The organism is Arthrobacter sp. CG_A4 (assembly GCF_035985125.1).
Lineage (GTDB): Bacteria > Actinomycetota > Actinomycetes > Actinomycetales > Micrococcaceae > Arthrobacter.
Genome location: NZ_JAXCID010000019.1, coordinates 35,332 through 56,969, shown reverse-complemented (window position 1 = coordinate 56,969; position 21,638 = coordinate 35,332). Strand labels below are relative to the sequence as shown.

Annotated in this window: 22 protein-coding genes; 11 read left to right on the top strand and 11 right to left on the bottom strand. The window is 67.7% G+C overall.

Annotated features, from left to right (window positions below; all coding sequences use genetic code 11):
- Positions 1-64: 64 nt before the first annotated feature.
- Genes RCH07_RS10085 through RCH07_RS10075 form a run of 3 tightly spaced genes read right to left on the bottom strand, consistent with a single transcriptional unit; the run spans position 65 to position 2,788 of the window.
- On the bottom strand, positions 65-1,006 hold the full coding sequence (locus tag RCH07_RS10085) for a COX15/CtaA family protein (RefSeq protein ID WP_326967331.1): 942 nt from the start codon (positions 1,004-1,006) through the stop codon (positions 65-67).
- A 7-nt stretch (positions 1,007-1,013) separates the two neighbouring features.
- On the bottom strand, positions 1,014-1,823 hold the full coding sequence (locus tag RCH07_RS10080; RefSeq protein WP_326967330.1) for an ABC transporter permease: 810 nt from the start codon (positions 1,821-1,823) through the stop codon (positions 1,014-1,016).
- The gene (locus RCH07_RS10075) at positions 1,820-2,788 is read right to left on the bottom strand and encodes an ABC transporter ATP-binding protein (protein WP_326967329.1); all 969 of its coding nucleotides are present in this window, start codon (positions 2,786-2,788) and stop codon (positions 1,820-1,822) included. Before RCH07_RS10075 ends, RCH07_RS10080 begins: the two co-directional genes overlap by 4 nt.
- Positions 2,789-2,987: 199 nt before the next feature.
- On the opposite strand from RCH07_RS10075, the gene RCH07_RS10070 reads away from it, so the two are divergent.
- The 6 genes from RCH07_RS10070 to RCH07_RS10045 all read left to right on the top strand — a co-directional run bounded on the left by RCH07_RS10070 (position 2,988) and on the right by RCH07_RS10045 (position 8,204).
- Positions 2,988-3,824: a helix-turn-helix transcriptional regulator gene (locus tag RCH07_RS10070; protein ID WP_326967328.1), complete on the top strand. Its 837-nt coding sequence runs from the start codon at positions 2,988-2,990 to the stop codon at positions 3,822-3,824.
- Positions 3,824-5,287 (top strand): Fe-S cluster assembly protein SufB, encoded by a 1,464-nt coding sequence (sufB, locus tag RCH07_RS10065; protein WP_326967327.1) that lies wholly within the window; start codon positions 3,824-3,826, stop codon positions 5,285-5,287. The genes RCH07_RS10070 and sufB overlap by 1 nt, the downstream gene beginning before the upstream one ends.
- Positions 5,287-6,573, top strand: a complete 1,287-nt coding sequence (gene sufD / locus RCH07_RS10060; protein ID WP_326967326.1) for a Fe-S cluster assembly protein SufD — start codon at positions 5,287-5,289, stop codon at positions 6,571-6,573. The genes sufB and sufD overlap by 1 nt, the downstream gene beginning before the upstream one ends.
- Before the next feature lie 31 nt (positions 6,574-6,604).
- A complete protein-coding gene (locus tag RCH07_RS10055; RefSeq protein WP_028275514.1) occupies positions 6,605-6,964 on the top strand; it encodes a non-heme iron oxygenase ferredoxin subunit in 360 nt (119 codons plus the stop codon).
- Between the two features lie 96 nt (positions 6,965-7,060).
- Entirely contained in the window at positions 7,061-7,858 is a 798-nt protein-coding gene (gene sufC / locus RCH07_RS10050) for a Fe-S cluster assembly ATPase SufC (protein ID WP_326967325.1), read from the top strand.
- A gap of 13 nt (positions 7,859-7,871) precedes the next feature.
- Positions 7,872-8,204, top strand: a complete 333-nt coding sequence (locus RCH07_RS10045) for a metal-sulfur cluster assembly factor (RefSeq protein WP_326967324.1) — start codon at positions 7,872-7,874, stop codon at positions 8,202-8,204.
- Between the two features lie 137 nt (positions 8,205-8,341).
- Here RCH07_RS10045 and ypfJ read toward each other — a convergent pair whose 3' ends face one another.
- Positions 8,342-9,229 (bottom strand): KPN_02809 family neutral zinc metallopeptidase, encoded by an 888-nt coding sequence (gene ypfJ / locus RCH07_RS10040; protein ID WP_326967323.1) that lies wholly within the window; start codon positions 9,227-9,229, stop codon positions 8,342-8,344.
- A gap of 58 nt (positions 9,230-9,287) precedes the next feature.
- On the opposite strand from ypfJ, the gene RCH07_RS10035 reads away from it, so the two are divergent.
- Together RCH07_RS10035 and RCH07_RS10030 are read left to right on the top strand one after the other, a co-directional pair.
- On the top strand, positions 9,288-10,760 hold the full coding sequence (locus tag RCH07_RS10035; protein ID WP_326967322.1) for a class I adenylate-forming enzyme family protein: 1,473 nt from the start codon (positions 9,288-9,290) through the stop codon (positions 10,758-10,760).
- A complete protein-coding gene (locus RCH07_RS10030) occupies positions 10,753-11,988 on the top strand; it encodes a thiolase family protein (protein ID WP_326967321.1) in 1,236 nt (411 codons plus the stop codon). The genes RCH07_RS10035 and RCH07_RS10030 overlap by 8 nt, the downstream gene beginning before the upstream one ends.
- 43 nt (positions 11,989-12,031) lie before the next feature.
- Here the strand turns inward: RCH07_RS10030 and RCH07_RS10025 are convergent, their stop codons facing one another.
- From RCH07_RS10025 to RCH07_RS10015, 3 genes are read right to left on the bottom strand one after another with little or no spacing between them, the layout of a single operon-like run.
- Positions 12,032-12,664: an energy-coupling factor transporter transmembrane component T family protein gene (locus RCH07_RS10025; RefSeq protein WP_326967320.1), complete on the bottom strand. Its 633-nt coding sequence runs from the start codon at positions 12,662-12,664 to the stop codon at positions 12,032-12,034.
- Positions 12,661-13,380 carry an energy-coupling factor ABC transporter ATP-binding protein gene (locus RCH07_RS10020; protein WP_326967319.1) on the bottom strand — a complete coding sequence of 240 codons (720 nt, stop codon included), beginning with the start codon at positions 13,378-13,380 and terminating at the stop codon, positions 12,661-12,663. The genes RCH07_RS10025 and RCH07_RS10020 overlap by 4 nt, the downstream gene beginning before the upstream one ends.
- Positions 13,377-14,123: a biotin transporter BioY gene (locus tag RCH07_RS10015; RefSeq protein ID WP_326967318.1), complete on the bottom strand. Its 747-nt coding sequence runs from the start codon at positions 14,121-14,123 to the stop codon at positions 13,377-13,379. The genes RCH07_RS10020 and RCH07_RS10015 overlap by 4 nt, the downstream gene beginning before the upstream one ends.
- Positions 14,124-14,399: 276 nt before the next feature.
- On the opposite strand from RCH07_RS10015, the gene RCH07_RS10010 reads away from it, so the two are divergent.
- A complete protein-coding gene (locus RCH07_RS10010; RefSeq protein ID WP_326967317.1) occupies positions 14,400-15,998 on the top strand; it encodes an ABC-F family ATP-binding cassette domain-containing protein in 1,599 nt (532 codons plus the stop codon).
- Positions 15,999-16,063: 65 nt separating this feature from the next.
- Here the strand turns inward: RCH07_RS10010 and RCH07_RS10005 are convergent, their stop codons facing one another.
- From RCH07_RS10005 to RCH07_RS09995, 3 genes are read right to left on the bottom strand one after another with little or no spacing between them, the layout of a single operon-like run.
- Positions 16,064-16,948, bottom strand: a complete 885-nt coding sequence (locus RCH07_RS10005; protein ID WP_326967316.1) for an SURF1 family cytochrome oxidase biogenesis protein — start codon at positions 16,946-16,948, stop codon at positions 16,064-16,066.
- Complete coding sequence (locus tag RCH07_RS10000) at positions 16,949-17,197, bottom strand: hypothetical protein (protein WP_326967315.1); 249 nt, start codon at positions 17,195-17,197, stop codon at positions 16,949-16,951. It lies immediately after the preceding gene.
- Positions 17,194-17,628, bottom strand: a complete 435-nt coding sequence (locus RCH07_RS09995; protein WP_326967314.1) for a DUF3099 domain-containing protein — start codon at positions 17,626-17,628, stop codon at positions 17,194-17,196. The genes RCH07_RS10000 and RCH07_RS09995 overlap by 4 nt, the downstream gene beginning before the upstream one ends.
- Positions 17,629-17,809: 181 nt before the next feature.
- On the opposite strand from RCH07_RS09995, the gene fabG reads away from it, so the two are divergent.
- Positions 17,810-18,535, top strand: coding sequence for a 3-oxoacyl-ACP reductase FabG (fabG, locus tag RCH07_RS09990; RefSeq protein WP_326967313.1), 726 nt, complete (start codon positions 17,810-17,812; stop codon positions 18,533-18,535).
- A 466-nt stretch (positions 18,536-19,001) separates the two neighbouring features.
- Here fabG and RCH07_RS09985 read toward each other — a convergent pair whose 3' ends face one another.
- Positions 19,002-20,768 carry an HNH endonuclease signature motif containing protein gene (locus RCH07_RS09985; protein ID WP_326967312.1) on the bottom strand — a complete coding sequence of 589 codons (1,767 nt, stop codon included), beginning with the start codon at positions 20,766-20,768 and terminating at the stop codon, positions 19,002-19,004.
- Positions 20,769-21,098: 330 nt separating this feature from the next.
- Between RCH07_RS09985 and RCH07_RS09980 the strand changes: the two genes are divergently transcribed.
- Positions 21,099-21,518, top strand: coding sequence for an Hsp20/alpha crystallin family protein (locus RCH07_RS09980; RefSeq protein ID WP_326967311.1), 420 nt, complete (start codon positions 21,099-21,101; stop codon positions 21,516-21,518).
- Positions 21,519-21,638 lie beyond the last annotated feature (120 nt).

Here is a 21,638-nt window from a genome sequence, read left to right as displayed (position 1 = left end):
CCGGAGGGCCGGGATGGGCCGTAAGTGACCCCGCGTTGCTTGGTTCGTGCGGGGGCCGGTGCGGTTACTTCACCGGGCTGTGCCGGGCAAGGTCTGCGGCGTTGACGGCTGCGCTCATCAGCAGGGCGGCGCCGAGCATGTGCGCTCCGACGAGCAGTGCGGGGATGCCGTTGTAATACTGCGTGAAGCCGATGACGCCCTGCAGCACGGTGACGCCCAGGAGCATCACCACGGCGGTGCGGAACGGCCCGGTGATCCCGCCACGGAGCACGAGGAACACTGCGAACAGGGCCCCGGCCGTCACGAGATAGGCCGGCACGGCGTGGATGTGCGCGAACAGGTCCCAGTCCAGGTTGTTGCGCGGGGCATCGGCGTCGCCCGCGTGGGGCCCGGCGCCGGTAACCACAACGCCCAGGCAGACTGCCGCCGCGGAGAAGAGTACGACGGCGGTCATCACCGGGCGCGCGGCGCCCGGCAGCGCGGCCAGCACGGTAGTCCTGGCCCTGCCGGTGCGGCCGTAGGCTCGGTTCACGAGCAGGGTCGCGAGGACTACGAGCGCCATGGAGACCAGGAAATGCAGGCCGACAACCCACGGATTCAGCTGGGTCAGCACGGTGATGCCGCCGATGACAGCCTGGGCCGGGATGCTGGCCAGCAGTCCCAGGGCCAGCAGGAAGAGGTCGCGGCGTTCCTTGCGCAGATTCCACAGGTACACAAGCATCATCACGGCGACGGCGGCCAGCGCGAAGGTCAGGAGCCGGTTGCCGAACTCGATGATGCCGTGGATCCCCATCTCCGGGGTGTTCATCAGGGACGTGTCCGTGCACCGCGGCCAGGTGGGGCAGCCGAGGCCGGAGGAGGTGAGACGGACGGCGCCGCCGGTCACAATCAGCAGCGTCTGGCCGATCAGCGACAGCACGGCCAGCCGCCGCACCGTCTTGTCGACGGTGACGGGCAGCCGGGAAGTCATCCGGGACACGATCCGGGGGCGGGACGCCGTACTCACAGTATTCTCAATTCCACTTGAACCAACGGGTTGCTGCGCCGCCGGCGAGTGCCGTCCAGAGCAGCAGGACAAGGACGGCACCGGTATTGACGCTGCCCTCCAGGAAAGCATCCCGCAGCGCCTGTCCCAGCGCGCCGGAGGGGAGGAACTGCACCATTGCCTGCACCAGGGCAGGCAGCCGTTCGGCGGGGATCACGATGCCGCCCAGGGCGCCCAGGAGAATCCAGAGCAGGTTGGTGATGGCGAGCGTCGCCTCCGGCCGGACCGTGCCGGCCACCAGCAGCCCCAGCGCCGTGAAAGCGGCCGCGCCCAACACCAGCAGGGCAAGTCCCGGCAGCCAGCCCAGCGGATCGGGCTGCCAGCCCAGAAGCAGGGCCGCCGCAGTGACGACCAGCACCTGCAGGGACAGCACCACCAGCACGGCCAGGACTTTTCCGGCGATCAATCCGGTGCGGCCGAGGGGAGTGGTGGACAGGAAACGCAGCACGCCGTAGCGGCGGTCGAAGCCGGTGGAAATGCCCTGGCCTGTGAACGCGGTGGACATGGCGCACAAGGCCAGGATGCCCGGCACGGCGACGTTGATCCGGCTCGAGCCAAGCCCGTCCAGCAGCGGTGTCACGGTCAGGCCAGCCATGGCAAGCAGCGGCAGAACGATCGCGAGGATCAGCTGCTCGCCGTTGCGGAGCATGGTGACGGTCTCGTATTTGCCCTGCAGCACGATCCGGCGCAGGAGTGGAGCGGGGGCACTGCCAAGAGCGGCGTGCGCCTTCCCGGGCTGGGTGTAGCCGGGCTGGGCGCTGCCCGGAACGGCAGTCATCGGATCTCCCTTCCGGAGATGTCCAGGAAGACGTCCTCGAGGCTACGGGCCTCGAGGCTCAGGGAGCTGGGCATGAGCCCGCGCGCCGCCCACCAGGCGGTGATGGCGGCCAGATCGGCAGAGGTGAGTGACCCCGTGGCGGCGTAGCTGCCGGCGCGGGCTTCGGTGACGTCGACGCCGTCGGGCAGCACCCCGGTGAAATCGAGTCCCGGCTCGGTCTCGAACAGCAGGGTACGGATATGGTGCTCCCCGGCGCCGGGCGGCAACGGGTTTGCCAGCAGCTGAGCGACGGTGCCTTCGGCGACGTTCCGGCCGGAGTCGATGATGTAGACATAGTCGGCGAGGCGCTGGGCGTCGTCCATGAGGTGGGTGGTCAGGACGATCCCCATGCCGCGGTCGCGGAGTCCGGAGATCAGCTCAAACACCAGCTGGCGCGACTGCGGATCAAGGCCCGCGCTGGGTTCGTCCAGGAAGAGCACTTCTGGCCTGCCGACGAGGGCGGCGGCGAGGGCGAGCCGCTGCTTCTGTCCGCCGGACAGGCGCCGCACGGAGGTCCGGCTGAAGGTATCGATGCCGAGCCGAGCGATGAGCTCGTCAACCGGCCACGGGTCCTGGTACATGCCGGCAATGTGCCGGAGCAGGGGGATGGGCCGGGCCGACGGCGGCAGCCCGCCGTCCTGGAGCATCACGCCGACGCGGGCCCGCAGCCCGGCGCCGGCGGTGTCCGGATCCTGCCCCAGCAGGCTGATGCTGCCGGCGGTGCGCTTCCGGAGTCCCTGGGCGCATTCGATGGTGGTGGTCTTGCCCGCACCATTGGCTCCCAGCAGCGCGGTGACCTGTCCGCGTTCGGCGACGAGGGAAATACCGCTGACCACCCGCAGCATCTTGCCGTCATGGGCGGGCAGCGGACCAACGTCCTTGATGAGCCCGCTGACAGTCAGGACCGGGGATTCGGGAGATCGCACCCAAGCATTCTACGTGATGTAGTACGTCGCGGCCCGGTCACCCGCCGCGCGCTGCCCGTGACGACGGTGACGCCTGCGCTGCCGCCGGTGACGACGGCGTCGTCCGTCGGCGGCACCGGCGGCACCGGGGGCCGGGGAGGGTAGCCATGCCTTACTGGATTGCGGGACTAAATTACGACATGATTGTGTTGTGTATTCCATGAGCTCATCCTCCGCTGTTGCCGTTGCGCGGTACGGCACGTCAACCGTGTCTGCCGCCGCTGCGGGCACTGCGGCGGCAGTGCCGGCGTCCGACGCCGACGAACGCACCCGGGACCGTGTGCTGAACGCGGTGCTGGAGCATGGGCCGATCAGCGCCGCCGAACTTGGTGAGCTGCTCGGATTTACCCCCGCCGCCGTGCGCCGGCACCTGGACCACCTCTCACGCAACGGCGTGATCGAGGTCAAGCGGGTTGCCCGCGCCGGGGCCGGAGCGGGACGCCCCGCACGCCGCTATGTGCTCAGCTCCCAGGGCCAGTCCACGCTCGGCAACGACTACCTCGACATCGCCACCCTGGCGCTGCAGCGGCTCGATGAAACGGCCGGCCCCGAGGCGGTCCGCCAGTTCGCCGTCGAGCGTTTCGCGGAGATGGAACGCCGCTACGCGCCCGGCATCGAGCAGGCGGGCACTGATATCACCGCCCGCGCCCGGGTGCTGTCCGAGGCCCTGACCCGCGACGGCTTCGTCGCTTCCGCAGCCTCGATCGAGGCACGGGCGCCCCTGCCGGCGTCGCTCTCGAGTGTCCAGCTGTGCCAGGGTCACTGCCCCATCCAGCAGCTGGCCGCGCAGTTCCCCGTGTTCTGCGAGGTGGAGACCGAGGTGTTCTCCCGGCTGGTCGGCGTCGACGTCCGCCGGCTGTCCACGCTGGCCCGCGGCGGCCATGTCTGCACCACCCACATACCTACAGGCCGGCCGGCGGCCGTGGTGCCCCGCGGCACTGCGGCGGCACCGGGCAACCTGGACGAAGTATCCAACCATCTGCAAGAAAGGCCGTGATGACGGACCAACTATCAGAGAACAAGGTTGCTGGATCTACTGTGATTTCGGAGATTCTGGAGAAGAATCCCGAGCTGCACGGAATCGGCACCTACGAGTACGGCTGGTCTGACAAGAACGACGTCGGCGCCAACGCCCGCCGCGGCATCAACGATGACGTGGTCCGCGACATCTCGGCCAAGAAGAGCGAGCCGGAATGGATGCTCGACCTCCGGCTCAAGGGCCTGAAGTACTTCGACCGCAAACCCATGCCCACGTGGGGTGCGGATCTTTCCGGCATCGACTTCGACAACATCAAGTACTTCGTGCGCTCCACGGAGAAGCAGGCCAAGACGTGGGAAGACCTGCCCGAGGACATCCGGAACACCTACGAGAAGCTGGGCATTCCGGAAGCCGAGCGCAGCCGCCTCGTCTCCGGTGTCGCGGCCCAGTACGAGTCCGAGGTTGTCTACCACCAGATCCGCGAGGACCTGGAAGAGCAGGGCGTCATCTTCCTGGACACGGACACCGCATTGCGCGAACACCCGGAAATTTTCCAGGAGTACTTCGGCACCATCATCCCGGTGGGCGACAACAAGTTCGCCTCGCTGAACACGGCCGTGTGGTCCGGCGGGTCTTTCGTATACGTACCCAAGGGCGTCCACGTGGACATCCCGCTGCAGGCGTACTTCCGCATCAACACCGAAAACATGGGCCAGTTCGAGCGCACGCTGATCATCGCGGACGAGGACTCCTACGTCCACTACATCGAAGGCTGCACCGCGCCGATCTACACCTCGGACTCGCTGCACTCCGCCGTCGTCGAGATCATTGTGAAGAAGGGCGCCCGGGTCCGCTACACCACCATCCAGAACTGGTCCACGAACGTGTACAACCTGGTCACCAAGCGCGCCATCTGCGAAGAGGGCGCCACCATGGAGTGGATCGATGGCAACATCGGCTCCAAGGTCACCATGAAGTACCCGGCCGTCTACCTTGTTGGTGAGGGCGCCAAGGGCGAGACCCTGTCCATCGCCTTCGCCGGCGAGGGCCAGCACCAGGACACCGGCTCCAAGATGGTCCACATCGCGCCGAACACCAAGAGCTCCATTGTCTCCAAGTCCGTGGCCCGCGGCGGCGGCCGTGCCGCCTACCGCGGCCTGGTCCAGGTCCGTGAAGGCGCCAAGCACTCAGCCAACACGGTCCGCTGCGACGCCCTGCTGGTGGACACCATCAGCCGCTCGGACACCTACCCGTACATCGATATCCGCGAGGACGACGTCACGATGGGCCACGAGGCCACGGTCTCGCGGGTCAGCGAAGAGCAGCTGTTCTACCTGATGTCCCGCGGCATGCGCGAAGACGAGGCCATGGCGATGATCGTCCGCGGGTTCATCGAGCCGATTGCCCGCGAACTGCCGATGGAATATGCCCTCGAGCTGAACCGACTGATTGAACTGCAGATGGAAGGATCGGTCGGTTAATGACTGACATCACTACTGAAAAGGCCCGCATCGGCGCCCCCTCAGCCAAGCCGTTCATCAACGGTTTCACCGAGGAGGGCGAGAGCCTGTCGCCGCTGAACGCGGCCGAATCCAAGTCACCGCTGGCCGGCGAGGCGGTCAAGCGCCACTCGCACGGCGGCGGCGTCGGCATTCCGGACAGCTCACGCGCCGGCCGCCTGACGTCCTACAAACTGGCGGACTTCAAGCCGCTGACCGGCATGGAGGAGGACTGGCGGTTCACCCCGCTCAAGCGCCTCCGCGGCCTGCACACCGACGTCCTCAACGGCGCCGCGCCGACCGTGAGCGTCACGGCTCCGGACAGTGTCACCGTGGAGACCGTCGGCCGGGACCACCGCAGGATCGGCTCCGCGGCCATCCCCGAGGACCGTGTCTCGGCGAACGCCTGGGAAAACTTCACCGAGGCCACCGTCATCACGGTTCCCGCCGAGGTCCAGGTCGACGGCGAGGTCAACGTCCTGCTGACCGGCCAGGGCACCCAGGCCGCCGCGCAGCACCTCGTGATTGTGGCGGAGAAGTTCTCCAGGTCCGTCGTCGTCCTGGACCACCAGGGCACCGCCGTCGTCTCGGAAAACGTCGAGATCCTGGTTGAGGACGGCGCGCAGCTGACCGTCATCTCGCTCCAGGAATGGAACGACGACGCCGTGCACGCCTCCTCGCAGCAGGTGAAGCTCGGACGCGACGCGAGGTTCAAGCACATCGTTGTCAGCCTCGGCGGCGACCTCGTCCGGGTCACACCCTCCGCACGCTTCACCGCCCCGGGCGCCGAAGTGGAACTGTTCGGCCTGTACTTCGCCGACGCCGGCCAGCACCTCGAGCAGCGCCTGTTCGTGGACCACGCCGTCGCCAACTGCAAGTCCAACGTGCTGTACAAGGGCGCGCTGCAGGGCCGTAACGCGCACACCGTGTGGGTGGGTGACGTCCTGATCCGCAAGGAGGCAGAAGGCACCGACACCTATGAGGCAAACCGCAACCTGGTTCTCACCGACGGCGCCCGCGCGGACTCGGTGCCGAACCTCGAGATCGAGACCGGCTTGATCGCCGGCGCCGGCCACGCCAGTGCCACCGGACGATTCGATGACCAGCACCTGTTCTACCTGATGGCCCGCGGCATTCCGGAAAAGGTGGCCCGCCGTCTGGTGGTCCGAGGCTTCCTGAACGAGATCATCCAGCAGATCAGGGTTCCCGCCATCGAAGAGCGGCTCACGGCCGCCGTCGAGCGCGAACTCGCGGCAACGGACAACTAGTGCGCAGCACTGGAGAACACGGAAACTTTTTATGACTGAACAGCCAAAGGGCGAGCTGGTCTGCAACGCCAGCGAAATCCAGCTCAAGCAGGCGCTGCGGATCCTGATCGACGACTACCCCGTAGCGATCGTGAAGGACTCCATGGGCGAGATCCACGCCATCGGTGATACCTGCTCGCACGCGGACATCTCGCTCTCCGAAGGAGAGGTGGAAGGCTGCAAGATCGAGTGCTGGGGGCACGGTTCCCAGTTCGACCTGCGCAGCGGCGAACCGCTCCAGCTCCCGGCCTACGATCCCGTCCCCGTCTTTGCGGTGACCGTCCTGGATGACGAGGTCTACGTGGACTTCACCAACGTCCTGAACGGTGCCGAGGCTCCGACCTTCAGCTAGCCGCCGGCACCCCGCCGCCGGCAACCCGCATCACAGAACTTATCGCCAAGAAACCGCACAGTGCCGGAGGGTATTGTGCAGAGGAGAACAAGACACATGTCTACTCTTGAGATCAAGGACCTGCACGTCAGCATTGACACCGAGCAGGGCACGAAGGAAATCCTGAAGGGCGTCAGCCTGACCATCAGGACCGGCGAAACGCACGCCATCATGGGCCCTAACGGCTCCGGCAAGTCCACCCTGGCATCCACCGTTGCCGGGCACCCGCGCTACAACGTCACCTCCGGCACCATCACGCTGGATGGCGAAGACGTCCTCGCCATGACCGTGGACGCCCGCGCCCGCGCCGGCCTGTTCCTGGCCATGCAGTACCCCGTCGAGGTTCCGGGCGTGAGCATGACCAACTTCCTGCGCACCGCCAAGACCGCGATCGACGGCGAAGCCCCCAAACTGCGCACCTGGACGAAGGATGTCAAAGCTGCCATGGCGCAGCTGCGCATCGACGCCGACTTCACCCAGCGCAACGTCAACGAAGGCTTCTCCGGCGGCGAGAAGAAGCGCGTCGAGATCCTCCAGTTGGAGCTCTTCAAGCCGAAGTTCGCCATCCTCGACGAGACCGACTCCGGCCTTGACGTGGACGCGCTCAAAGTTGTCTCCGAGGGCGTCAACCGCGCCCACGCCGAAGGCAACATGGGAACCCTGCTCATCACGCACTACACAAGGATCCTGCGCTACATCAAGCCGGAATTCGTCCACGTGTTCGTTGACGGCCAGGTTGTCGAAGAAGGCGGCCCGGAGCTGGCGGACCGCCTTGAAGAAGAAGGCTATGACCGCTACGCCACCGGCGCAGGGGCAGCCACCATCGCTGCAGCTTCGGCTGCCGCGCAGGCCTAGTTAGGACTCCGCCATGACTGAACTGAATGTGGCCCGCACAAGCCTTGAGGATGTCGAAGAGGCACTCATGGATGTGATCGACCCGGAACTTGGGGTCAACATCGTCGACTTGGGCCTGCTGTACGGGCTGAAGTATTCAGACGACGACGGCGCCCTGCTCATCGACATGACGCTCACCACGGCCGCCTGCCCGCTCACGGATGTGATCGAGGAGCAGGTCGGTAAGTCCCTCGACGGCGTCGTCGACGAGTGGCGCCTGAACTGGGTGTGGATGCCGCCGTGGGGTCCGGAACGGATCACCGAAGACGGCCGCGACCAGATGCGCGCCCTAGGCTTCAACATCTAAATCCCGCTTACGACGACGCCGGCCCCGCCTCTGAACGGTGGGGCCGGTGTCGTCGTTTCATCGATTGCTCCGCAAGTGCCCCGTAGGCACGTCAAAACGGCAGATATGGAGCAGTCGATGGACTATGGGGCGTGGGGTTACGGTGCGGCGGCGGCGAACGTGTCGCACTGGTTGATGTCGCCCGTGGTGTAGCCCTGGTAGAACCACTTCTGCCGCTGGGCGCTGGAGCCGTGGGTCCAGGACTCCGGTGAGACCCGGCCGGTGGCAGCCTTCTGGATCCGGTCATCACCCACGGATGAGGCGGCGGACAGTGCGTCCTGCAGATCCTGCTGCGTCAGCGGTTCCAGGAACGGCTGGCCGGTGGCGGGGTCCTTCGTGGAGCTCGCGTGCCGCGCCCACAGACCCGCATAGCAGTCGGCCTGCAACTCCACCCGGACCGCGCCCGACTCCGGCCCCTGGGGATCCTGCTGCGCGCGGTCCAGGTTGCCGAGCACGTTCTGGACATGGTGGCCGAACTCGTGGGCGACGACGTACTCCTGCGCCAGCGGGCCGCCCGAGGATCCGAAGCGGTCAACGAGTTCCTGGAAGAAGCCCGGGTCAAAGTAGGCTGTCGAGTCGGCGGGGCAGTAGAACGGACCGATCTCTGACGTCGCAGCGCCGCAGCCGGTGCCGGTGCCGCCGGCGAAGATCACGGTCTGCGGCTGGGGATACTTTTTGTTGTACTGGGCCAGGTAGGCCGGCCAGAACGCGTTGAGGCTGTTCACGGTGCCCGTGATCCTGCAGTCGAGCCGGGCATCGGCATCGGCACCGGTCTTGCAGGCCGGGCCGGTGCCCTGGCTCTGCGAGCCCGGATCCTGCGTGCTGCCGGTGAGGCCCTCGAGCAGCTGCGGATCGACCCCGAGCAGGGCGGCGATCAGCAGCACAATGCCGCCACCGATCCCCACTCCCACCTTGCCGCCGCGGCCCATGCCCCGCCGGTCCTGGACTTGTGAGGGGTCCAGCTGGACGTTGTCATTGAAACTCATGCTGTCACAATATCGGTTACCGGGAACGGGAGCGCCAACGGCCGGTAAAGTTGATCCGATGCCCTTTCTCGACAGACTCCAGCGCTGGGCCGATCAGCGCCCCGACGGTACCGCCGTCGTCGTGGCCGGACAACGGCTGGGCTGGGCGGAGCTGCGGGATGCCGCCGCTGCGCTTGTTCGCGCCGCACCGGCCGTCACTGTCCTCTCCGAACGCAACTCCCGGCACTTCGCCGTCGCCTTCGCCGCCGCCGTCGCGGGCGAACGCCAGTGCGCCGTGCTGGATCCGGCCTGGCCGCAGCACCTGCAGGACGGGATCACGGACAAGATCCGGAAGACAGTGCCGTCAGCGCGCCCGGGGGCCTTCCCGGCTGGAGCTTTCCCGCCCGGCGTCGAACTGCCCGGCGTCGAACTGCCCGGCGTCGAACTGGCGGGCGTCGAACTGGCGGACGGACCCCCCGATTCGCCCTTCCTGATCGGGCTCACCTCCGGTACCACCGCCGTTCCGAAGGCTTTCACCCGGACGCGCCGGTCCTGGCAGCAGTCCTTCGACGCTTCCATCGAATTCTTCGGTCTGTCCCCGGAAGACAAGACTCTGGCCCCCGGGCCGCTGGCCGCCAGCCTGAACCTTTATGCCCTGGCCGAGTGCCTGTATGCGGGCTCGGAATTCCACACGCTGGAGCACTTCGACGTCGGCGATGCGCATGCCGCCGTGGTCCACGACGGGATCACGCGCCTGGTCCTGGTTCCCACGATGCTGCGGCTGCTCAGCGAGCGGGGCCTCAGCGGCGGGGTGGATGCCTCGGGGATCCGCTCCATCATCTGCGCCGGATCGAAGCTCGACGCCCGGACCCTGGAAGCGGCGCGGCGCTGGGCGCCCAACGCGACGATCTTCGAGTACTACGGCGCCGCCGAGCTCAGCTTCGTCTCCGGTGCCGGCCTGCGCCCCGGGCAGCAGCGGGAGCTGGGCGGAACCGGCATCGGGAAACCTTTTCCGGGCGTCGGAATCCGGATCCTGGATGACGATGGCGCGGAGCTGCCGGACGGCACCGACGGCACTATCTGCGTCCGCAGCGGGATGGTCAGCAGTGGCTACCTGTGGGGCGACGACGGCCATGCCCTGCAATGCTTCGACGGTTGGTACACGGTGGGGGACCAGGGCCATCTCGACGGCGGAACCCTGCACATGCTGGGCCGCCGCTCGGACATGATCATCACCGCCGGAACCAACGTTTACCCCCACGAGGTGGAGCTCGCTCTGGCCTCGGTGCCCGGCGTCGCCTCCGCGGTGGCCGCCGGCCTGGCGGACGACATCCGCGGCCAGCGGGTGGTGGCCGCCGTCGTGCCGTCCCACGGCGGGATCACCGCAACCCAGCTGAAAGCGGGCGTCGAGCACGTGCTTGCACGGACCAAGCGGCCGCTGGAGTACTTCGCGCTGGCTGAGCTTCCGCTGACTGACCGCGGCAAGCTCAGCAGGCAACTCCTGCTCGATTGGATCGCCGGCAACGACCCCCGGATCCGGCGACTTGGCTGAGCTCCGCCGGACCCCTGTTCCGGACGGACGGGCCCGGCCGGAGAATCAGCCCCTTCCGGATGACCGGCAGCCCGTCATCATTGCCGCACGCCGCACCCCAGTCTGCCGCGCCAACGGCGCCCTGAAAACCCTTCGCGCCCACGAGCTGCTGGCCCCCGTACTGCTCGGCCTGCTTGCGGACGCCGGGGTTTCATCTTCGGCGGTGGCGGATATCGTGATCGGCAATGCCGTGGGCGGCGGCGGGAACGTGGCCAGGCTCGCGGCACTCGAAGCCGGGTTGCCCGTCAGTGTCCCTGGCATCACGGTGGACCGCCAGTGTGGTTCCGGGTTGGACGCGATTGTCCTGGCGTCCCGGCTCGTGGCGGCCGGCGGGTCCTTCGGCGGCGGCGTATATCTGGCCGGCGGGGTTGAGAGCATCAGCACGGCACCGCTCAGGGCCCACCGTGGCGCCCGGGGGGATCCCGACTTCTTCTCGCGGGCGCAGTTTGCCCCGCTCAGCCACGGCGATCCGGACATGGGGGTGGCCGCAGAGAACGTGGCGGCCCGCTACGGTATCAGCCGGGAGCGGCAGGACGACTTTGCGCTGCGCAGCCACCGGCGTGCCATCGCGGCGGCCGCAGCCGGAGCGTTCGGCCGCGAGATTGTCCACCTGGCCGGGGCGAACGGTCCGGTGACGGCGGACAACGGCCCGCGCCGCGGCCTGTCCGGGCCGGTGCTGGCGCGCTTTCCCGCCGCTTTCGTGGCGGACGGTAGCGTCACCGCCGGCAACTCCTGCTTCGACGCCGACGGTGCCGCCGCCGTCGTCATCACCTCGTTGCGTCACGCCCGCGAGCTCGGCGCCGCCGACGGGTTACTCGTGCTGGGCGCGGACACCGCCGGAGTGGATCCGCAGCTCCTGGGAATCGGCGCGGCAGCGGCGGGAGAACGGCTGCTCGCGGCGTTGCACGTAACAACAGCCGAGCTGGATCTGGTCGAATTCAACGAGGCGTTCGCGTCGCAGGCCATTGCCTGCCTGGAGCAGCTTGGAATCGACCCGGAGCGTGCCAACCTCGACGGCGGGGCCCTTGCTTTGGGCCATGCCTACGGGGCCTCCGGCGCGGTGCTGGTTACGCGGCTCCTGGCCCAGGCACGCCGCCGCGGAGTGGAGGGACAGCTGGCCCTGGCCCTGATCAGCAGCGCGGGCGGCATGGGCACCGCTGCGCTGCTGGAATACCGAACGTTGCCCTGACCACCGCGGGACATGTCCATTCCTGGTCCCGGGAGGCGAAGGGTCAGGTGGCCCGGTCCTCGGCCTCGCCCAGCCCCCGGGCGGCGAGGGCCTCCCCGGTCTGGCGGGCGAAGGCCACAGTGGTAATGAACACCGGGAGCACCAGGGCCCTCGGATTCCGTTCCAGCCCGCGGGCCCGGGCGGAGTCCCGGACATCGGCGAAGGCTCCGGCGATGAAGGGGATACTGCGCAGCATGATGGCAATCGTCAGCGCGAAGCGTTCAGGATCCGCGCCGAAGCGCTCGAGGGGGCGGGCCAGGGAGGCCACACCGTCCAGGAGCGCCTGGACCGGAGTCGTCGCGGTCAGGATCGACGCCGCCACAACGCAGACCAGCACATTCAGCACAATCCGCGCCGCCGTGGATCCACCGAGTTGCCACCACTGGAACAGGCCGATCGCCACGAGCACGGGAACAACAGGCCGGAGGGCCCGGACCAGCCGCGCAACGCCGGCCCCGCTCAGCAGGAACAGCGCGCACATGAACACGAGCACCGCGGCGGCGGCGGCCCAGTCGGAGATCAGGAACGACGCCATGCCGGATCCCAGCACCAGCACGAACTTCAGCCACAGCGGAGAGAGGTGCACCACCGATGTGCCGGGCACATAGTTGGCGAGCAGGAAACCATGTCCGCTCATGGCCGCCCCGGCGCCATTCCCGCCGAGCACAGCGCACGGTAATGGGCGACGGCGGCCGCGGGCCCGCCGTCGAACACCACCTTCCCGGCGTCCACCACGAGGACCCGGTCCATGTCCTGGGCGAACTCAAGATCGTGCGTGGACAGGATGATCTGCTGGCCCAGCCCCGCCAGGGTCCGGCGCAGCAGCTCGCGGTTGCGCAGGTCCAGCAGGGTGGAGGGCTCGTCCAGCACCAGCACCTCGGGGTCCACAGCCAGGACGGCGGCCAGTGCCAGGAGCTGGCGTTCCCCGCCGGAGAGCTCGTAGATGCTCTGGTCCGCCAGCGCCAGCAGCCCGAAACGCTCCAGGGCCGCCTCAGCCCGGGCGCGGCGTTCCTGCGGGTTCCGCGCGGACCGCCGCAGGGACAGCTCCACGTCCTCGCGTCCCGTGGGCATCACCAGTTGGGAGAGCGGATCTGTGAAGACGAAGCCGACGTGGCGCCGGACATCCCGCACCGCGCGGACGGTGTCGCGGCCGTCCACCATGACGGTGCCTGCACTCGGGGCAACCAGCCCGTTGAAGAGCCGCAGGAGGGTGGATTTGCCCGAGCCGTTCGCGCCGATCACGCCGATCCGCGGCTCCGCAAGGTCCAGTGACAACCCGTCGAGCAGGGTCTTGGGATCGGCACGGCCGTCAACGGTCACACGGACGGCCACCCGGTCCAGGACGACGCTCACGGGCGGGAGCTCACCGGCCCGGCAGCTGCCGTGCGGACGCGGCGGAGCAACAGGTCCGGAAAGGCCTTGTGCAGGGACAGTGCGATCGTCACGGCCAGTGCGTTCTTGATCACATCGCCGGGGTAATAGGCGAGGTCGGCGAGGAAGGCCGCGGACAGGCTCAGTTTGGCGTTGACCATCATGCCGAGTACGCCGAGGCCGTGGACGAAGATGATGCTGCTCACCATCGCTGCGGCGAAGAGGAGAATGCCGCGGATCTTCCCGGCGCGGCCCGCGGTCCGGCGGAGTACGACGACGGTCAGCCAGCCCGCCGCTGCGGCGGCGAGCGGGAAGGCCAGGATGTAGCCGGCGGACGGGCCGGCCAGGACACCGAGTCCGGCGCGTCCGCCGCTGAAGATCGGCAGCCCGGCCAGTCCTAGGAGGACGTATAGTCCGACGGCGGCGAAGGCCCGGCCCGGGCCAAGCGCCAGCGCGGTGAGCATAACGGCGAGGGTCTGAAGGGTGATGGGGACCCCGAGGCCGCCGACGGGGATGGCGGCGATCAACGCCGAACCGGCAACCAGGGCGGCGAAGACGGCGATCAGGCCGAGGTCGGTGGCGTTCCAGCGGTTGCGCCGCGCGGCGGCGGCGGTGGCGGCGGTGGCGGTGGTGGCGGTGGCAGTGGTGGCGGTGGCAGTGACGCTGGCCGGGTCGACGCTGGCCGGGTCGACGCTGGCCGGGACAACTTTGTCAATCTTGGTCATGGGTTTTCCTGTCGTATGGAACGGGGAAGCGGGTCCTGGCTGCCACGATACGGCGGCGGCGGCGGCGCGTTTTTGTAGGAGCCCCACTAGCGGGCGGCCCGGATGATGGAGACTGCCGCCAACGGCGGACGAGGCCCACCAGCAGGCTCTTGTCATCCGGCAGGGGCTGGGCCGGTAGACTGGTCGAGGCCGAACTCTCGGCCGCACTGCCCCGGCCCCTTCCAGATTCCATCCGTTGTGCCGCGGTGTTCCCTGTTGTGAAAGGCCTTAGCTGCATTGATTACCGTCCAGGATCTCGAACTGCGCGCCGGCGCCCGCCTCCTTATGGACCAGGTGAGCTTCCGGATCGACAAGGGCGACAAGATCGGCCTTGTGGGCCGTAACGGTGCAGGCAAGACCACACTGACCCGGGTTCTCGCGGGCGAGGGCCTGCCCGCCGGCGGCAAGGTGACCCGCAGCGGCGAGATCGGCTACCTGCCGCAGGATCCCCGGACCCCGGACATGGAGCAGCTGGCCCGCGACCGGATCCTTGCCGCCCGCGGCCTGGACATCGCCGTCAATAAGCTCAAGCAGACGCATGAGGACATGGCCAGCGAGGACGCCGAAGTCCAGCGCAAAGCCATGAACCGCTACGACCGGCTGGAATCTGAGTTCCTGGCCGCCGGCGGCTACGCGGCAGAGGCCGAGGCCGCCGCGATCTGCTCCAACCTGGCGCTCCCGGACCGGTTGCTGAACCAGCCGCTCAAGACACTGTCCGGCGGCCAGCGGCGCCGTGTGGAGCTCGCCCGGATCCTGTACTCGGACGCCGAAACCATGCTCCTCGATGAGCCCACCAACCACCTCGACGCGGATTCCATCGCCTGGCTCCGCGAGTTCCTGAAGAACCACCAGGGCGGCCTGATCGTGATCAGCCACGACACGGAGCTGCTCGAGGCCACGGTGAACAAGGTGTTTCTGCTGGATCCCAACCGCGCCAAGGTCGACTTCTACAACATGAATTGGAAGCGCTACCTCCAGCAGCGCGAAACGGACGAGCGTGCCCGCAAGCGGGAGCGCGCCAACGCGGAGAAGAAGGCCCAGGTCCTCATCGACCAGGCCAACAAAATGCGCGCCAAGGCCACCAAGGCCGTTGCAGCGCAGAACATGGCAAAGCGGGCCGAGCGTCTGCTGGGCGGGCTCGAAGCCGTGCGCGCGACCGACCGTGTGGCGGCCCTGCGCTTCCCGGATCCGTCACCCTGCGGCAAGACCCCGCTCACCGCGGACGGCCTCAGCAAGTCCTACGGTTCACTCGAGATCTTCACCGACGTTGACCTTGCCATCGACCGCGGCTCCAAGGTGGTCATCCTGGGCCTCAACGGCGCCGGCAAGACCACGCTGCTGCGGATGCTCGCCGGAGTCGATAAGCCGGACACCGGCGAAGTCGTGGCGGGCCACGGCCTGAAAGTGGGCTACTACGCCCAGGAGCACGAGACGCTGGACGTGGACCGCACCGTGCTGCAGAACATGCGCTCCTCCGCCCCGGACATGAATGACGCGGAAGTACGCAACATCCTGGGCTCGTTCCTGTTCTCGGGCGACGACGTCGACAAGCCCGCCGGTGTGCTGTCCGGCGGTGAGAAGACCCGGCTGGCCCTGGCCACCATCGTTGCTTCGAGTGCCAATGTGCTGCTGCTCGACGAGCCCACAAACAACCTCGACCCCGCCAGCCGCGCCGAGATCCTCGGGGCCCTGAGTAACTACACCGGCGCCGTCGTGCTGGTGAGTCACGACGAAGGTGCCGTTGCGGCGCTGAATCCCGAGCGCGTCGTGCTGCTGCCCGACGGCATCGAGGACCACTGGAACGAAGACTACCTGGACCTGATCACGCTGGCGTAGTTCCACCTGGGATCAACGGACCGCCAGGACTTCGGCGCCGGTGATCCTGCCAGGATGGCCGCTCCTCAGAGCCCCTGCGCGTCCAGAATGGCGTCTTCCTCTTCTTCCGCGGTCGCGTTCTTCCGCGTCCGGAGGACCGGCCGACGGCGGACTGCCGGGCCGCTCGAATGCATGTAGCCGCCATCTGCGCCGGCACCCTCGGCTTCTGCATCCTCGGCGTCAATGGCCGCGTTCCGCGCCTGCTGCCGGGCCGCGTAGCCGAAGCCGATGAACATCAGGACACCGAATGCGAACCACTGCAGCGAGTAGGACAGATGCGTTCCCTCAACAGTGGTCGGCTTGGGGAACGGGAAGGGCATCTCTGCCACGGCAGGAGTTTCCTCGGCCAGCCGGCCGTAGGCGCCGGTGAGCAGCGGATATCCCAGCTGCGCGGAGTAGGCAGGAAGGTCAATCGACGCCAGCTGGCCGTCAGGGGCGCCGCGCTGGAGCTCCGGCTCGGCAGGCTTCAAGCGGGCGATGACGGTCACGGTGCCCTCCGGCGGCGCAGGTACCGAGTCGGGCCGGCCCGGGTTCCTGTTGCCGATGGGCAGCCAGCCACGGTTGATGACGACGGTTTCGCCCGTTTCGAGGCGAAGCGGTACCACCACCTCGTAGCCGGGCTGGCCGTTGAGCGGCCGGTTGCGGACGATGCGCTGGCCGGACGGTTCGTAGCTGCCCTTCAGTTCCACCTGGGTCCACTCGCGGTGCGCTTCCAGTGAGCTGAACTGGTCCGCGACCTCCGCGAACGGAACGGGCGTGGCGGAATAGTTGGAGGTGACGCGGTTGATTTCGGCCAGCGTCTCGGCCCGGCGGTCCATCTGCCAGCGGCCCAGACCCACACAGGCGGCGGCGAAGATTGCGGCCAGCAAAAGGTAGCCCAGCCATTTACTGGAGAAGAGAAAACGGTACATTCAGCGTGCCCCGCCTGCGGTGTCCAGCGCCGCGGTTTCTTTCCAGAGCCCGCGGGTCTGGAGATAGTCCTCGAGCCAGTCCCGGTGCTGTCCGCAGGCGAGCCAGATTTTGCGCCGCTCCGGTGGGTGGATTTTGGGGTTGTTCCACAGCAGCTGCCATTCGGCGCCCGCCCGGCAGGCCTTGCGGGAGCAGACTGCAGCGGGCGGCCCGGCCTGCGCGCCGTGTCCGGCCAGGTCAAGGAGGTTCATGAAACTGCCCGCCCATGCTCGCCGTCGCCGGCACGTTCTTCGTCGTCCACCAGCTCACCCTGCAACAGTGTCAGCGACGGGTCCTCCGGCACGGGGAGGCCGGAACCGTCCGCTGGCGGGGACGCGGCGGCCGAGGCGTCGAGTTCGGCCAGCGGAGCGGAGTCCAGCAGGGACTCGCTGTGGATCTCGGCTTGGTCGCCGCCGTTGGCGACGATGACGGCAACCCAGGGCAGGAACACCGCGCCGATGATCGGGATCACCTTAAACCAGCCGTCCACAACAAAAATCAGGACCAGGCACACCATGCGGATCCCCATGGCTACGGCGTACTTGATCATCCGCTGGCGTATCTCTTCAGAGTGCGCCGTGGCGGCGTCTGTAATGCTGTGTACCTCGATGTCACCGGATGCTGCATCCGGGTTCCCGGGCATCGGCACACCTGATCGGTTGTTGATTGTCAAGACTGTCAGATCACGCTCCCAAGGCTTACTCCAATTCTCTCACCATCGGGGGTGCCGCCAAAACACAGGGCTGCCGGGCGCTAAGATCGAAGGCAGGAAAATCCAGCCCCCAGCGCGGCATTGTCCCGCCGCAGAATCCCGGAGCAGCAACATGCCTGATACAGCAACCACCGGCCGCAGCGTCCTGATCACCGGCGGCAACCGCGGAATCGGCCTCGCCATCGCCGAGGCCTTCCTCGCCAACGGGGACAAGGTGGCCGTGACCTACCGCAGCGCATCGACGCTCCCCGCGGGCATCCTCGGGGTCACGGCGGACGTCACCGATGAAGCCTCCGTGGACGCCGCGTTCGCCGCGGTTGAGGCCGCGCACGGCCCCGTCGAGGTGCTGGTGGCCAACGCCGGCATCACGAAAGACACCCTGCTGATGCGCATGAGCGAGGACGATTTCACCTCCGTCATCGACACCAACCTCACCGGCGCCTTCCGCGTCATCAAGCGGGCCTCCAGGGGCATGATCCGGGCACGCAAGGGCCGAGTGGTCCTGATTTCCTCCGTGTCAGGCCTGTACGGCGCGCCGGGCCAGATCAACTACTCGGCTTCCAAGGCAGGCCTCGTCGGCATCGCCCGTTCCCTGACCCGCGAACTCGGCGGCCGCGGCATCACCGCGAATGTTGTGGCACCCGGCTTCATCAACACGGACATGACGGCGGAACTGCCCGAAGCAACCCGGAAGGATTACCTCGATAAGGTCCCGGCCGGCCGCTTCGCCGAAGCCTCCGAGGTGGCAAACGTCGTCCGCTGGATCGCCAGCGATGAGGCCGCCTACATTTCCGGCGCCGTCATCCCGGTCGACGGCGGCCTCGGCATGGGCCACTAAGCCTCCTTGCGGTCGGCTGGTGGCTAGGTGGCTTGGTGGCTTGGTGGCTTGGTGACCCGGGGATCCCGTAGTTCCCGGGGATCCTGTAGTCGATCTGTTCCCAGGTTCCGTCGCAATTGAGGTGGCGGTGGCAGTTCCGAGCGGTTAGCCGCAGGCCGGAGGTCGCTGAGGGGGCACGCCAACGATCTCCCGCCCGCAATTGACCTGTTGTGGCTCCGACGACGGTGATCTTGGAACGGCCCCGTCGCCGAGTCCGGCCCCGGCTCCTGTCGGAACCGGGCATCAATGATTCAATCCACTTCCGCTGCGAAGCCGTCACGGCCATAGCCGGCAACATGGTTCCGTCATGCCAATCAGGTCAGGGCCCACTTTGGACACAGGCCCTGGTACCTGCAGGCCACCAACGTGGATGGGCTGCAGTCAGCAAAAGAGCGGCTCGAATCTGCGCGATCAGTCGCCGTGACAATCAGGCACCTTGTAAGAGGAATGTCTCGGGGACCGCTTCAGAGGCGGGGTCTGGCCAGCATGGAACCTCGGTGCCAGCGGCTGGGAGCTGGTGTCCGGCCGTGAATGAGTGCCAGTCCGGGAAAGGATCCGGGGGCTGTTTCAGGTCCGGGCCGGGGTCCGGGGCCTGTTTCGGGTCCGGGTCCTGGCCGGGGATCCCGGTGGGAGGCGGGTCGGGATGACGGCCTGGTTCTGTGGGCAGGCTGTGGTCCGGGAGTGTGTCCATGTCCATGGCCATGGTCGCGGTCATGTCTGTTTCCGTGGTCATGGCCGCGGCCACGGCGAGGGACCAATCGGGCCAGTGGGGTGGTTCCCAGTCCTGGTGTTCGCTGGGGTAGTGCCTGTTTGTGGGTGAGGTCCACCCTGGCGGGCTGTCCTTGCCGGCCCCGGCAGGGGTCCAGGCGGTGTTGTGTTTGAGGCGGTGGTGGCGGGGGCAGGTTTGTCCGAGGTTGGAGATGCCGGTGGTGCCTTCGTCGGCCCAGGCCAGGAGGTGGTCCGCGTCGTTGTCCAGGGAGTGGTTGTTACAGCCCGGGAAGAGGCATCTGCCGTCGCGGAGCCGGAGCCATTGACGCTGGGCTTTGGTGAGGCGGTAGCTGGTCCTCCCGATTTCCAGGGGCGTACCGTCCCGGGGGTCGGTCAGGACCCGGTGGAAGGACTCGGCGCCCTCGGCGATCAGGCGCCGGGCCATGGACGGCGGGATCGGCCCGTACCCGTCCAACATGGCCGGTTCCCCGGTGACGCCGAGGAGGGACAGGACCGGGACGGTGATCAGGACCTGCGCCCGCGGGGACGGAACACCGCTGTCGTCTGGTCCGCAGGTGGTGCCGTTGGTGAGGAGCCAGGTGGCGGTGATGTCGGCGCGGAGCTGGGCGAGGGTCCGGGCCTCGTCAGGGTTTTGGAGGGCGCGGGCGGCGGCGGTGGTCCGGTCCCAGATCCCTGCGGCGGTGCCGGCCGGGAGGTAGGCCGAGAGCCAGGCCATACCGTCCCGGTCCGGGAGGTACTCGACCCGCCGGTCCGCAGCGCTGTTGCTGTGGCGGGTCTCGATGCTGACCGGGTGGTGGCGTTCGCGCCAGGTGCGGGCTTTGGCACGGAACCGGGACGGCACGAGCTCCCCGGGCGGGGCCCCGCGGGCGGGGTTCGGCGCGCCGGGGTCCAGGAAGTGCGCTTCCAGCCCGGCCGCCCCGTGCCGGTCCAGGGTGCTGGTTTCCTCGCAGATGATCCTCGCGTGGGCCCAGGAGATCGTCCCGGCCTGCAGGGCTCCCAGGGTCAGCGGCAGTGCCGTCGTGAGGGCCTGGCAGTCGGCCAGGAGCGCCCGGGAGCTTCGTTCGCTGATAGTCAGGACACAGGCGACTTCGGCGGTCAGCGCCATTTCCTGCATGGTGCGTTCCTGCGGGGACGCTCCCGGGGGTACCAGGGACAGGGTGGCCTGGACGTAGTCCGCGGCCAGCCGCACCTTCAGCGCCGCGGTCCGGGCCTCCAACCGGGCCACGTCCGCGAGGGCGTCCAGGCAATCATCGGCCAGATCCCGCACCGGATCGCCGTCACCCAGGGTGTCGGCGCCCGGCAGTGAATCGGCGCCGGACGGATCAACGCCACGCAGGGTATCCGCGCCGGACGGATCAGCGTGGTCCGCGCCAGCGCCAATGAAAGCAGCCAGCACGGCAGCGGAAGCCGCGACATCCGCCACCGCCGCCCTGCTCTCCGCACTCCACACTCTCCTGCTTTCCATACCTCAATTACATCAGGGAGCACCGACAACAACGATCACATCGGCTGCGTTACTGCGTGATCCAGGCACCGACCAACGCCCCGGGACGCATTCGTTGACGTCAGCCCAGCCTTTGCGCCGTCGTCGACCGCCGCTCAGCCCAGGTCTACCCGCTGCCGACGACGACGGCGGGAGCCACCGGCGCTGGCCGGTCGCGCCGCGGTACCCGCTGTACCCGCTGTGTCAGCCAGGATAGGACTTTCTGCCCTTAGCGCAGGGGCTGCCGAGGTGTGCAATGGTGCTACAGCCCATGACCGCATCAGGGCAGGGCATGGATCCAGGAGGAGAATCATGGCTGAACTCAACAAGTGGGTACCTTCGGACGTGTTGGAGCCGATCAAGCGTTTCCTCGACGGCGACCTGACGATGACGCCGTCCATCAAGGTCGAACAGTTCGTTGACGGCAGCACTCTGGTGGTGCGCGCCGAAGTACCGGGGATCGACCCCGACAGGGACGTGGACGTCTCTGTCAGTGAGGGCATGCTGCACATCAGAGCAGAACGCGCGGAGCAGACGGAGGATAGGAGCAAGACCGGCTACCGCTCGGAGTTCCGCTACGGCTCGTTCACGCGCAGCATTGCGTTGCCGCCGGGCGCCCGGGAAGAAGACATTACGGCCATCTACAAGGACGGCGTCCTGGAAGTGAGGGCACCTGCTCCCGTAACCGCGCCGGACGCTCCCGCAAAAAAGATCAGGATCGACCACAGCTGACGTGGCGGCCGTTCCCGTAGGCTCCCTGCAGCCAGTCCGCCACCCCGGTGGAAGGCGCCCCGGTGGAAGGCTCCCCGTCGGCTGAACTAGCCCCATACGGCTTCTTTGTGGAACCCGAAC